The sequence below is a fragment of the uncultured Agrobacterium sp. genome (genome assembly GCF_913777885.1).
Lineage (GTDB): Bacteria > Pseudomonadota > Alphaproteobacteria > Rhizobiales > Rhizobiaceae > Agrobacterium.
Map to the genome: position 1 here is coordinate 130108 of NZ_CAJYTV010000016.1, position 12568 is coordinate 142675.

Consider the following 12568-nt stretch of genomic DNA (forward strand, 5'->3'; position numbering starts at 1 on the left):
GCTATTGAAAGACAGGGCCTGATGGTGTCATCCGGCTCTCGTCTGTAGGAACGGGAACGGAATGACCGATAACAACGACGACAAGACACTCAACGCACAACCCAAGAAGACTCTCACCCTCAAGCCGGGTGGGTTGAACCAGGGTACCGTGCGTCAGGACATGGGTCGTGGTCGCACCAACGCAGTTGTCGTGGAAACACGCAAGCGTCGCCCCATGCGTCCTGAAGACGAGAAGCAAGGTGGCGCAGCCGCAGCTCCTGTTGCCCAGCAGCCACGCGCAGCAGCGCCTGCGGCGCCGGTTCCACCGCGCCCGCAGCCGTCTCATCCGGCACCTCGCGTTCAGCAGACCAACAACCAGCAGCGTCCTCAGCCGTCGGCTCAACCGCGCCAGCAGGATCGTCCGCGCGGAAACGTGCTGCACGACCTCTCTGCCGGTGAGATGGAAGCACGCCGTCGGGCGCTGATGGAAGCTCAGGCTCGCGACGTGGTCGAAGCCAAGCAACGCGCGGAAGACGAAGCGCGCCGCAAGGTGGAAGAAGAGCGCCGCATTGCCGCGGAGAAGGAAGAGGCAGCGCGTCGCGCGGCTGAAGAGGCTGCCGCTGCCAAGGCTGCTGAGAACGAGCCACCTGCCAGAGAAGAGCAGACCGCAGTTCGTCCGACGACCGCAACAGCGCAGCCTGTGCGCCGTGACGTTCGCCCGCAGTCCACGCGTCCCTCGCCCGCAGCAGCGGCGCCTGCACCTGCGCCGGAGATGCCCGGTCGTGGCGCTCCGGGCGTTCGCCGCACCGACAAGGATGACGAGGACGATCGTGGCGCACGCCGCACCGGCATGCCAATGCGCGGCAAGGCGCCAGCCCCTGCGCCCGCGAAGCCCGCTGCCCGTCTGAAGACGGAAGAAGAGCGTCGCCGCGGCAAGCTCACCGTCACATCGAACCTCGACGAAGAGGGCGCGCAGCGCGGCCGTTCGCTGGCCTCCATGCGCCGTCGCCAGGAGAAGTTCCGCCGCAGCCAGATGCAGGAAACCCGCGAGAAGATTTCCCGCGAAGTTGTCCTGCCCGAGACCATCACCATTCAGGAGCTGTCGCAGCGCATGTCCGAACGTGCGGTGGACGTCATCAAGTACCTGATGAAGGAAGGCCAGATGATGAAGCCGGGCGACGTCATTGACGCCGATCTGGCCGAACTGATTGCCGGCGAATTCGGCCACACCGTCAAGCGCGTGTCGGAATCCGACATTGAAGAAGGTATCTTCAATGTTGCCGACGTCGAAGGCGACATGGTTTCGCGTCCTCCGGTCGTCACCATCATGGGTCACGTCGACCACGGCAAGACCTCGCTGCTCGACGCCATCCGTCAGGCGAACGTGGTTGCTGGCGAAGCCGGTGGCATCACCCAGCATATCGGCGCCTATCAGGTCGAGCAGAACGGCCAGAAGATCACCTTCATCGACACCCCAGGCCACGCCGCCTTCACGGCCATGCGTGCCCGTGGTGCGCAGGCAACCGACATCGCGATCCTCGTGGTTGCGGCTGACGACAGCGTGATGCCGCAGACGATCGAATCGATCAATCACGCCAAGGCAGCCGGCGTGCCGATCATCGTGGCGATCAACAAGATCGACAAGCATGAGGCAAACCCTGAAAAGGTTCGCCAGCAGCTGCTCCAGCACGAAGTCTTCGTGGAATCCATGGGCGGTGAAGTGCTTGACGTCGAAGTCTCGGCCAAGAAGAAGCAGGGCCTCGACAAGCTGCTCGAAGCCATCCTGCTGCAGGCCGAAATCCTCGACCTCAAGGCAGACCCAAGCCGTACTGCAGAGGGCACGGTCATCGAAGCCGAACTCGACCGTGGTCGTGGTGCAGTAGCGACCGTTCTCGTTCAGAAGGGTACGCTGAAGCCTGGCCAGATCATCGTTGCTGGTGATCAGTGGGGCCGCGTCCGCGCACTCGTCAACGACAAGGGCGACCACGTCAAGGAAGCGGGTCCTGCCATGCCGGTCGAAATTCTCGGCCTGTCCGGCACACCGTCTGCCGGTGACCGTTTCGCCGTCGTCGAAAGCGAAAGCCGCGCTCGCGAGATTTCCGAGTACCGTCAGCGTCTTGCCCGCGACAAGGCCGTTGCTCGCCAAACTGGCCAGCGCGGTTCTCTCGAGCAGATGATGAGCCAGCTACAGACCTCCGGCATGAAGGAGTTCCCGCTGGTCATCAAGGCCGACGTGCAGGGTTCCGTGGAGGCGATCATCGCATCGCTCGAAAAGCTCGGTACCGACGAAGTCCGCGCACGCATTGTCCACTCGGGCGCCGGCGCCATCACGGAATCGGATATTTCTCTGGCAGAAGCATCCAACGCCGCGATCATCGGCTTCAACGTCCGTGCCAATGCCCAGGCCCGTACAGCGTCTGAGCGCGCCGGCATCGAGATCCGCTACTATAACATCATCTACGATCTGGTGGATGACGTGAAGGCGGCCATGTCCGGTCTTCTTTCGCCGGAACGTCGCGAGACCTTCCTCGGCAATGCCGAAATCCTCGAAGTCTTCAACATCACCAAGGTCGGCAAGGTTGCCGGTTGCCGTGTCGTCGAAGGCAAGGTGGAACGTGGTGCAGGCGTCCGTCTGGTTCGTGACAACGTCGTCATCCATGAAGGCAAGCTCAAGACGCTCAAGCGCTTCAAGGACGAAGTCAGCGAAGTGCCGGTCGGTCAGGAATGCGGTATGGCCTTCGAGAACTACGAAGACATCCGCGCTGGCGACACGATCGAGTGCTTCCGCGTCGAGCATATTACCAGAACGCTCTAAGCGCTCTGCTTGATTGTAAAACTTTAAGAGCGAGCGCTGGCTAACCGGCGCTCGCTGAATTTTAAGATACTCCGGTAGAAGGGTTTACAAGAAACCTTCTGGCGAGAGTGCTGGAAACAAAGGTCGGAGAGCTGCAAAGCGTGCCGACTGTCGTCTTCCAATATGCTGAGGCAAGAATAACAATGGCAAAAGCAACTTCATCAGCCCCTTCACAACGCATGCTGCGCGTCGGCGAGCAGGTTCGCGCGGCTCTGACGCAAATTCTTCAGCGCGGCGAAGTGCGTGACGACCTTCTGGAAAAGACGGTGATTTCGATTTCGGAAGTGCGCATGTCTCCCGATCTGAAGATCGCCACCGCCTATGTGACGCCACTTGGCGTTCCCGACCATACCGAAAGCATCGATGCTTTAAACCGGCACGCCAAGTTCATTCGTGGACGGCTGGGACCGCAATTGCGCCAGATGAAATATGTTCCGGAAGTCCGCTTCCGCGACGATACCAGCTTCGACAATTATCAGAAGATCGACGCCCTGCTGCGTTCTCCGGAAGTGCAGCGCGATCTTGGATCTTCCAACGAAAAAGACGACGAACAGAACTGAAGAATGTCCAAACCACGCAAACCTAAGGGCCGCCCGGTTTCCGGCTGGCTCATTCTCGACAAGCCGTTCGATTTCGGCTCTACCGAGGCCGTCTCCAAGATCAAATGGCTGTTCAATGCGCAGAAGGCAGGTCATGCCGGAACGCTGGATCCGCTGGCCTCTGGCATGTTGCCGATTGCGCTAGGCGATGCCACGAAAACCGTGCCTTACGTCATGGACGGCCGCAAGATTTACGAGTTCTGCGTCACCTGGGGTGAAGAGCGCACCACCGACGATATGGAGGGTGAGGTACTCAACAGCTCCGACAATCGTCCCAGCGAGCAGGCAATCCGCGAGCTTCTGCCAAAATACACCGGCACGATTCTCCAGATCCCGCCGCAGTTTTCCGCCATCAAGATTGCTGGCGAGCGTGCCTATGACCTGGCCCGTGAGGGTGAAGTGGTGGAAATTCCTGCACGTGAGGTCGAGGTTCATCGGCTCACGCTGCTTGGCTGTCCGGATGAAAACACCGCGCATTTCGAAGTGGAATGCGGCAAGGGCACCTATGTCCGTGCGCTGGCGCGTGACATGGGCCGCGATCTCGGCTGCTACGGTTTCATCTCCGAGCTTCGTCGCTCCATGGTCGCACCTTTTGCCGAAGATGCGATGGTGCCGCTGGAAAAGCTGACCGAACTTGAGTCGATCGAAGACCGCGACGAGCGCTTGGCAGCACTCGACGCCTATCTCATCGATACATCGGAAGCGCTGTCTTCGCTGCCGCATCTCATCATCAATGATGATCAAGCCCACCGCCTGAAGATGGGCAACCCCATTCTGCTACGCGGACGCGATGCGCCGACGCAGGAATCCGAAGCCTATGCGACCGCCCGCGGCAAACTGGTGGCGATCGGCGAGATCGGCCAGGGAGAATTCCGCCCAAAGCGCGTTTTCGGCTAAGCCGAAACCAGGTTGACCCGCTGCAAATGCTGTTTATGCCGGCGATCATTGGTCGCCGGCTTTTCTATTTGGCGCATGGCATAGGGACGCTAACGCGTGCTGCTTCAGGGGGTTTCCCGCAGTGGCGATGTGCCGGTATTGCCATCGCCTCTTTCCTTTATCCGCCAATTGGTTTATAGGCAGCGCCAGCTAGGCCTTGCCTTTGCTATTGAATGGCCATCGCTGGACGACATCCCGGCCCTTGGCGACCTGTTTTTCCTTAAAATAGAAAGGATCTTACGATGTCGATCACTGCAGAGCGCAAAGCCGCCCTCATCAAGGAATATGCAACGAAGGAAGGCGACACCGGTTCGCCTGAAGTTCAGGTCGCAATCCTGACCGAGCGGATCAACAACCTGACCGAACACTTCAAGGGCCACAAGAAGGACAACCACTCTCGTCGTGGTCTTCTGACGCTCGTTTCCAGCCGCCGTTCGCTTCTCGACTATCTGAAGAAGAAGGACGAAGGCCGTTACACGAAGCTGATCGGCACGCTGGGCATTCGCCGCTAACATCTTGACCGGCGGGTTTCCTTCTCTAAGGTGCCCGCCGGTTTTTTGATCCGGCAGTTGCTGGATCATGAAGACGGACCGGATGGGCCGGAACCGTCTGAACCAACCGAAGACCTGTCATGGGGCAGGATTGCAGGACGCTTGTGCCACCGTAGTCGGCACTCACACCAAAGCTTCCCGCTGTCTTGCCCGTGATGTGTCGAAGCCGCTGCTTCAATGGTGGAGCCGTGGCGACAAGAAGGACAAGATATGTTCAATCAACACTCCGTGGAAATCGAATGGGCAGGCCGCCCGCTGAAGCTGGAAACGGGCAAGGTTGCTCGTCAGGCTGACGGCGCCGTCATCGCAACCTACGGCGAAACCATGGTTCTCGCGACCGTCGTTTCTGCAAAGTCCCCGAAGCCGGGTCAGGACTTCTTCCCGCTGACGGTCAACTACCAGGAAAAGACCTACGCAGCCGGCAAGATCCCCGGTGGCTACTTCAAGCGTGAAGGCCGTCCGAGCGAAAACGAAACCCTCGTTTCCCGCCTGATCGACCGCCCGATCCGCCCGCTCTTCCCTGAAGGCTACAAGAACGACACCCAGGTCGTCGTTACCGTTATCCAGCACGATCTGGAAAACAACCCGGACATCCTGTCCATGATCGCGACCTCTGCTGCGCTGACGCTTTCAGGCGTTCCCTTCATGGGCCCGGTTGGCGGCGCGCGCGTCGGTTACATCAACGGCGAATATGTTCTGAACCCGCATCTCGACGAGATGGACGAATCTGTTCTCGACCTCGTCGTTGCCGGTACGCAGGACGCCGTCCTGATGGTCGAATCCGAAGCCAAGGAACTGAACGAAGACGTCATGCTCGGCGCCGTCATGTTCGGTCACCGTGGCTTCCAGCCAGTCATCGACGCGATCATCAAGCTCGCTGAAGTGGCTGCCAAGGAACCACGCGAATTCGAGCCGGAAGATTTCTCGGCTCTCGAAACCGAAATGCTCGGCCTTGCCGAAGCTGAACTGCGCGACGCCTACAAGATCACCGAAAAGGCTGCCCGTTACGCTGCTGTCGACGCCGTCAAGACGAAGGTCAAGGCGCACTTCCTGCCGGAAGAAGGCGAAGCCAAGTATTCGGCTGAAGAAGTTGGCGCTGTGTTCAAGCACCTGCAGGCCAAGATTGTTCGTTGGAACATTCTCGACACCAAGAGCCGTATCGACGGTCGCGATCTCTCCACGGTTCGCCCGATCGTGTCGGAAGTTGGCCTACTGCCGCGCACCCATGGTTCGGCACTCTTCACCCGTGGTGAAACGCAGGCAATCGTCGTTGCCACGCTCGGCACCGGCGAAGACGAGCAGTATGTCGACAGCCTGACCGGCATGTACAAGGAACGCTTCCTGCTGCACTACAACTTCCCGCCCTACTCGGTCGGTGAAACGGGCCGCATGGGTTCCCCGGGCCGTCGCGAAATCGGTCACGGCAAGCTCGCTTGGCGCGCAATCCGTCCGATGCTGCCTTCTGCTGAGCAGTTCCCCTACACGCTGCGCGTCGTATCGGAAATCACCGAGTCCAACGGTTCGTCCTCCATGGCAACCGTCTGCGGCACGTCGCTTGCTCTGATGGATGCCGGCGTTCCGCTGGCAAAGCCGGTTGCCGGTATCGCCATGGGCCTGATCCTGGAAGGCGAGCGCTTTGCCGTTCTGTCGGACATCCTGGGTGACGAAGATCACCTCGGCGACATGGACTTCAAGGTTGCCGGTACGGCAGATGGCATCACCTCGCTGCAGATGGACATCAAGATCGCCGGTATCACCGAAGAGATCATGAAGGTTGCTCTTGACCAGGCGCAGGGTGGCCGCAAGCACATCCTCAACGAGATGGCCAATGCCATCACCGAGAGCCGTGGTCAGCTTGGCGAATTTGCTCCGCGCATCGAAGTCATGAACATTCCGGTCGACAAGATCCGTGAAGTCATCGGCTCCGGCGGCAAGGTCATTCGCGAAATCGTCGAAAAGACCGGCGCGAAGATCAACATCGAAGATGACGGCACCGTCAAGATCGCTTCCTCTTCCGGCAAGGAAATCGAAGCGGCCCGCAAGTGGATCCACTCCATCGTGGCCGAGCCTGAAGTTGGCCAGATCTACGAAGGCACGGTCGTCAAGACCGCCGACTTCGGCGCATTCGTCAACTTCTTCGGCGCACGTGACGGTCTCGTTCACATTTCGCAGCTGGCTTCCGAGCGCGTTGCCAAGACCTCCGACGTCGTCAAGGAAGGCGACAAGGTCTGGGTCAAGCTGATGGGCTTTGATGAGCGCGGCAAGGTTCGTCTGTCGATGAAGATCGTTGACCAGTCAACCGGCAAGGAAATCGTTGCGGAGAAGAAGGCTGAAGGCGACGCTGCTGCCGAGTAAGGCGTAGGCGCTTATTCCTATCGGGGCGCGGGATCTCTCCCGCGCCTTTTTTCTATTTTCCGAGCAGCGTTGCTACGTTTAAAACGTGAAGCTGCTCCATTGTTGTTGAACGCATTGTCCCGACGCAAAGACGCTAGGCGCTTTTCCGGTACATGTTCTTGAGGATGCTCCCGATGAGCCGTGACGCAGTCAAAACCCTGTTCCATCCCTTCGCTGCCGATATGCTGCCAGCGCCGAAAGCCGGTGAGCGCGTGCTGTTTCTGGGCGCAGAAGCGGGAGCGCCGCGCCTGGAGGGTTTCGATTCTGAGATTGTAGCGGTTCAGGGCTTTCGTCCTCTTTATCGCGCGTTGCAAGCGCATGGTTCCGAGGTCACGCCGGAAATCTCCGGAGAGGACTATGACGCGGCCATGATCCTGTGCGGCAAGCACCGCGGCGAAAACGAGAACCGCATGGCGGAAGCCTTGAAGCGCGTGAAGGCGGGCGGCGTGATCCTGGCCGCAGGCGCCAAGGAAGACGGTATCGTCACCTTGCGCAAGACGCTGGCAAAGCTCGGCATCGAAGCGGAATCGACGCCGAAATATCACGGCGTCGCCATCTGGTTTGCACGACCGGACGATGTCTCGGCTGCTGTTGCCAGGCTGGAGCAGAAACCTGTCACCATCGACAACCGTTTTACCGCCATGCCTGGCATGTTTTCCCATGATCGCGTGGACGACGGTTCCGAACTGCTCGTTTCACGCATGCCGACCGATTTCGACGGCAATGCCGCCGATTTTGGCGCGGGGTGGGGTTACCTCTCGGTCATGCTGGCCGAGAAGTCGCCACGCACGGCGCGCATTGATCTGTTCGAGGCCGATTACAACGCGCTTGAATTTGCCAAGACCAATCTCCTGGAAAACTGCCCGCGGCTGACGGCACGTTTCTTCTGGCAGGACCTGGCCGCAGAGCCGCCGAAGGAAAAATACGACCTTATCATCATGAACCCACCCTTCCATGCGGCCGGTCAGGCGGCAGAGCCAGCGCTCGGCCAGGCGCTGATCAAGGCAGCAGCGACAGCATTGCGCAGCGGCGGCAAGCTGCTGATGGTTGCCAATCGCGGCCTGCCTTATGAGCCGGTGCTCGCCAGCGAGTTCCGCAAGAGCGAGGAAGTCTGCCGAAACGCCCGCTTCAAGATTTTGAGCGCCCAGAAGTAATCATTTTTGAGAATGAGGCTGCGGTTTATCTGCGGCCTCAACTCAGCAGCCACGCCCAGAGAGATACGGTCAACACGCCAAAGAGCGTCGAGATGCTGATGGTCGACGCGGCGATACTGTGTCCGATCCCGAAGCGGTTGGCGAGCAGCCAGGAATTGATACCGGTCGGAACGCAGGATGTCAGTACCAGTGCCGATGTCCACGCGGGACTGAGACCGAGCAGATGCGCCATCGCCCAGACGCAAGCCGGTAGAAGCAAGAGCTTGAAGGCGGTAATCGTCGCCGAGATGTGCAGATTGCCGCGCACCGGGTATTTGGTCAGCGCCATGCCAAGCGAAATAAGCGCCGCAGGTCCAGCCATGGCGGCGATCTGATCGATGACCGTCGTAAACACGGCCGGCATTGATGCTCCGATCATATTGAAGCAAAGTCCAAGCAGAAGGGCGATGACCAGAGGGTTGGTCGCGAGGTTTCGCCCCACCTGCTTCAAGACAGTGAACGCACTTCGCCTTTCACCGCCCACCACCTTGTGTGTCGCATTTTCCATCAGGATCGTTCCGGCAATCATCATGATGGGAAGATGGATGACCAGCAGGATTGAAATTGCAACAATGCCGTCATTGCCGACGGAACGCCCGACGAGCGGAAGGCCAATGAAAATATTGTTGGCGAAAGCCGAGGATATGCCGGCAATGACGCTAACGCGCAGGTCCTGCTTGAAGATGTATGTCGTCACAAGCTGACCCGCAGCCCAGGTGATGGCTACGCCGGCGAAGTAGGTGATCCAGAGCTTGAAAGGCGAAGCGCCATGAAAATCGGCTTCGGCCAGCGTACGGAAGATCAGCGTTGGCACGGCAATCTTGAAGACGAAGTCGCTCAGTACATCGCTCGCCTCGGCCTTGAACAGCCTCGCCTTCACCGTCAGCCACCCGATCAGAATAAGCAGGAAGATCGGCGCGACATTCAGGGCAACAGCATACATGGAGACGGGCTTTCACGAGCACTCTGCGGAATGTCTCAACCCTGTACAGGAAAGGGGGATCGTCCGATACCGTTTTCTGGCCGGGGTTGGAAACCACAGCGGTCCCATGAAAACGGAAAAAGCGGGGATCGTCCCCGCTTCAGCCTGTCATCCCCGGCAGTACATCCGTGTCGGGAACGAGTAATGGTCTACCAGCACTTTATGACATGCAAATGACGCGGGAAGATCGGTCGAGGATGAGCTTGCAAGGCGCAGTCGCCTTTTCTCTTTTCTTGTCGGCAGAAATCTTTAAGACCGAGTTCCGGATAACGCACCGGGTCGGTGCGGCTCGGACAAGAGGCTCATGACAAAATTCGACGTACTGACCGTTGGCAACGCCATCGTGGATATCATTTCCCGCTGCGATGACAGCTTTCTCATCGACAACGCCATCACCAAGGGCGCGATGAACCTGATCGATGCCGAGCGCGCGGAACTGCTCTACTCGCTCATGGGTCCGGCGTTGGAAGCCTCCGGCGGAAGTGCGGGCAACACGGCGGCAGGTATTGCCAATTTCGGAGCACCTGCAGCCTATTTCGGCAAGGTCGCCGAAGATCAGCTCGGCGAAATATTCCAGCACGATATCCGCGCCCAGGGTGTCTATTTCGAGACCAAGCCACGCGGCACCTTTCCACCCACCGCTCGCTCGATGATCTTCGTCACCGAAGACGGTGAGCGCTCCATGAACACCTATCTTGGCGCCTGCGTCGAGCTTGGACCCGAAGACGTGGAACCTGAGATCGTTGCACAATCGAAGGTCACCTACTTCGAAGGCTATCTCTGGGACCCGCCGCGCGCCAAGGACGCGATCCGTGATTGCGCCCGCATCGCCCATGAAAACGGTCGCGAAGTCTCCATGACGCTGTCCGATAGTTTCTGCGTCGGCCGCTACCGCGACGAGTTCCTCGATCTGATGCGCTCGGGGACAGTCGATATCGTCTTTGCCAACAAGCAGGAAGCGCTGTCGCTCTATGAAACCGAAGACTTCGATCTGGCGCTGACCAAGATCGCACAGGACTGCAAGATCGCAGCCGTGACGATGAGCGAAGAGGGCGCTGTGATTGTGCGCGGTTCCGAGCGGGTGAAGGTCGATGCCTATCCGGTTTTCGATGTCGTCGACACGACGGGCGCCGGCGATCTTTTCGCCTCCGGGTTCCTTTTTGGCTACACGCAGGGGCGTACACTGGAAGATAGCGGCAAGCTCGGCTGCCTTGCAGCCGCTGCCGTCATACAGCAGATCGGACCGCGTCCCATGTCGTCGCTGAAGGCGCTGGCCGAGAAGCACGGGCTTCTTTGATTATTCGATGACAATGATCTCCGTGCGCCGGTTCCAAGGCGCGCGGGGATGGCCGTTTATTTGAACGCTTCGCCCGGATAGGCGCCCCAGATTTCGCCTTGCGAAACCCAGCCGCCCACGTGATCGGCTTCCGCCTTGCACCAATCGCCATTGCATTCGCCGATGCGGATCTGGACGCCAGGCTCCAGCTTTGCCACTACAGAAGCGCTCGACTGAGGTTCACGGCGCATATTGACATAAACGTCCTTGCCCTTGCCGCGCATCCATGGAGCGGCGACAGCGGTTCTCTCGCCAGAGAGCAGCGCCTGATTCACCCAGCCCTCGGTGCCGTCCGCATCGCGGATGCGGCGCCAATTTTCATATTCCTGAATGATTTCCACCGGCATCCCGGACTTCATATACATCCAGGAGACGGCATAGTCCGTGCTTGGTCCGATGCGCATGTTAACGCGCTTTGATTTCAGGCTGACAAAACGCGGTAGTGGCAGGCCGCTGGCACCCTTTGCAGCGCCCTGAGCAAGTGCTGGTGAGACGGTGGCGTGAAGAAAACCCAATGACAATGCAATGCAGAGGATGGAGACAAAGCTACGCATGTCGTTTGACCGTTTCCGTGAAACAAGAGAATGACGTTTGATGGGCACCCCAGTCCTATCGCCGAAGGAACAACATGCGAGATTTGTTTGTCTTCGCCGGTGGGTCTGGTAGAAACGCCCTTGCTGAACAAATTATCGCTCTTTCTGGTTAACGACCTCTGAACAAGGTGCCTGCAGACTATGACGAACAAGAAGAGACCGACCGTCTATTTGACCCGAAAACTGCCGGATCTGGTCGAGACCCGCATGCGGGAACTGTTCGAGGCTGAATTGAATATTGAAGATGCGCCACGCACAGAGGCGGAGCTTCTAGCGGCCATGCAGCGTGTTGACGTTCTGGTTCCGACGGTGACCGATCGCATCACCGCGTCCATGATCGAGCAGGCTGGTCCTCAACTGAAATTGATCGCGAGTTTTTCGAACGGTATCGATCATATCGACGTGGACGCGGCGGCACGCAAGGGCATAACCGTTACCAATACGCCGAACGTGTTGACGGAAGACAGCGCGGACATGACGATGGCGCTTGTGCTTGCCGTTCCGCGCCGCCTTGTCGAAGGCACACGGGTGCTTGCCAACGGATCGGATGACTGGCGCGGCTGGTCGCCGACCTGGATGCTGGGTCGCCGACTGTCGGGCAAGCGTATCGGCATCGTCGGCATGGGCCGCATCGGTACTGCCGTTGCCCGCCGCGCCAAGGCCTTCGGGCTATCGATCCATTATCATAATCGCAAGCGTGTCAGCCCGGCGACCGAAGCGGAGCTTGAAGCGACCTATTGGGATAGTCTCGACCAGATGCTGGCGCGCGTCGACATCGTCTCCGTCAACTGCCCGTCGACGCCTGCCACCTATCATCTGATCTCGGCTCGGCGCCTCGCGCTGATGCAGCCGACGAGCTATATCGTCAACACGGCGCGCGGCGATATCATCGATGAAGCGGCGATGATCGAGTGCCTGCGTCAGGGAAAGATTGCCGGTGCGGGTCTCGACGTGTTTGAGAACGAGCCCGCCGTCAACCCAAAGCTCATCAAACTCGCCAAGGAGGGCAGGGTGGTGCTCTTGCCGCATATGAGTTCGGCCACGATCGAAGGCCGCATCGACATGGGCGACAAGGTCATCATCAACATCCGCGCATTTTATGATGGTCACAGGCCGCCGAACCGGGTGCTGCCGGGCAGGGCCTGAAGCGT

General features: G+C 59.3%; 10 protein-coding genes. 8 read left to right on the plus strand and 2 right to left on the minus strand.

The annotated features are described in order from the left end of the window. Positions 1–61 precede the first annotated feature (61 nt). From infB to QZ869_RS14225, 6 genes are all read left to right on the plus strand, one after another. On the plus strand, positions 62–2794 hold the full coding sequence (gene infB, locus QZ869_RS14200) for a translation initiation factor IF-2 (RefSeq protein WP_296105561.1): 2733 nt from the start codon (positions 62–64) through the stop codon (positions 2792–2794). A 182-nt stretch (positions 2795–2976) separates the two neighbouring features. Continuing rightward, positions 2977–3393: a 30S ribosome-binding factor RbfA gene (rbfA, locus tag QZ869_RS14205; RefSeq protein WP_296015904.1), complete on the plus strand. Its 417-nt coding sequence runs from the start codon at positions 2977–2979 to the stop codon at positions 3391–3393. 3 nt (positions 3394–3396) lie between these two features. Further along, positions 3397–4329, plus strand: coding sequence for a tRNA pseudouridine(55) synthase TruB (gene truB, locus QZ869_RS14210; RefSeq protein WP_296105563.1), 933 nt, complete (start codon positions 3397–3399; stop codon positions 4327–4329). Positions 4330–4610: 281 nt separating this feature from the next. After that, positions 4611–4880, plus strand: coding sequence for a 30S ribosomal protein S15 (gene rpsO, locus QZ869_RS14215; RefSeq protein WP_296015909.1), 270 nt, complete (start codon positions 4611–4613; stop codon positions 4878–4880). Positions 4881–5129: 249 nt separating this feature from the next. After that, positions 5130–7274, plus strand: coding sequence for a polyribonucleotide nucleotidyltransferase (pnp, locus tag QZ869_RS14220; protein ID WP_296105565.1), 2145 nt, complete (start codon positions 5130–5132; stop codon positions 7272–7274). A gap of 173 nt (positions 7275–7447) precedes the next feature. Continuing rightward, positions 7448–8467, plus strand: a complete 1020-nt coding sequence (locus tag QZ869_RS14225) for a class I SAM-dependent methyltransferase (RefSeq protein WP_296105567.1) — start codon at positions 7448–7450, stop codon at positions 8465–8467. A 37-nt stretch (positions 8468–8504) separates the two neighbouring features. On the opposite strand, the gene QZ869_RS14230 is transcribed toward QZ869_RS14225, so the two are convergent. Then, on the minus strand, positions 8505–9449 hold the full coding sequence (locus tag QZ869_RS14230) for an AEC family transporter (RefSeq protein ID WP_296105569.1): 945 nt from the start codon (positions 9447–9449) through the stop codon (positions 8505–8507). A gap of 343 nt (positions 9450–9792) precedes the next feature. Here QZ869_RS14230 and QZ869_RS14235 point away from each other — a divergent pair, with 343 nt between their 5' ends. Then, positions 9793–10785, plus strand: coding sequence for an adenosine kinase (locus QZ869_RS14235; RefSeq protein ID WP_296105571.1), 993 nt, complete (start codon positions 9793–9795; stop codon positions 10783–10785). Positions 10786–10841: 56 nt separating this feature from the next. On the opposite strand, the gene QZ869_RS14240 is transcribed toward QZ869_RS14235, so the two are convergent. Then, positions 10842–11378, minus strand: a complete 537-nt coding sequence (locus QZ869_RS14240; protein WP_296040930.1) for an SH3 domain-containing protein — start codon at positions 11376–11378, stop codon at positions 10842–10844. A 180-nt stretch (positions 11379–11558) separates the two neighbouring features. Here QZ869_RS14240 and QZ869_RS14245 point away from each other — a divergent pair, with 180 nt between their 5' ends. After that, positions 11559–12563: a D-glycerate dehydrogenase gene (locus QZ869_RS14245; RefSeq protein ID WP_296101579.1), complete on the plus strand. Its 1005-nt coding sequence runs from the start codon at positions 11559–11561 to the stop codon at positions 12561–12563. Positions 12564–12568: the final 5 nt, after the last annotated feature.

What these genes read in the sequence shown, in the direction of transcription:
- infB (WP_296105561.1), top strand. Translation starts at nt 62, where the DNA reads ATGACCGATAACAACGACGACAAGACACTCAACGCACAACCCAAGAAG.
- rbfA (WP_296015904.1), top strand. Translation starts at nt 2,977, where the DNA reads ATGGCAAAAGCAACTTCATCAGCCCCTTCACAACGCATGCTGCGCGTC.
- truB (WP_296105563.1), top strand. Translation starts at nt 3,397, where the DNA reads ATGTCCAAACCACGCAAACCTAAGGGCCGCCCGGTTTCCGGCTGGCTC.
- rpsO (WP_296015909.1), top strand. Translation starts at nt 4,611, where the DNA reads ATGTCGATCACTGCAGAGCGCAAAGCCGCCCTCATCAAGGAATATGCA.
- pnp (WP_296105565.1), top strand. Translation starts at nt 5,130, where the DNA reads ATGTTCAATCAACACTCCGTGGAAATCGAATGGGCAGGCCGCCCGCTG.
- QZ869_RS14225 (WP_296105567.1), top strand. Translation starts at nt 7,448, where the DNA reads ATGAGCCGTGACGCAGTCAAAACCCTGTTCCATCCCTTCGCTGCCGAT.
- QZ869_RS14230 (WP_296105569.1), bottom strand. Translation starts at nt 9,449, where the DNA reads ATGTATGCTGTTGCCCTGAATGTCGCGCCGATCTTCCTGCTTATTCTG.
- QZ869_RS14235 (WP_296105571.1), top strand. Translation starts at nt 9,793, where the DNA reads ATGACAAAATTCGACGTACTGACCGTTGGCAACGCCATCGTGGATATC.
- QZ869_RS14240 (WP_296040930.1), bottom strand. Translation starts at nt 11,378, where the DNA reads ATGCGTAGCTTTGTCTCCATCCTCTGCATTGCATTGTCATTGGGTTTT.
- QZ869_RS14245 (WP_296101579.1), top strand. Translation starts at nt 11,559, where the DNA reads ATGACGAACAAGAAGAGACCGACCGTCTATTTGACCCGAAAACTGCCG.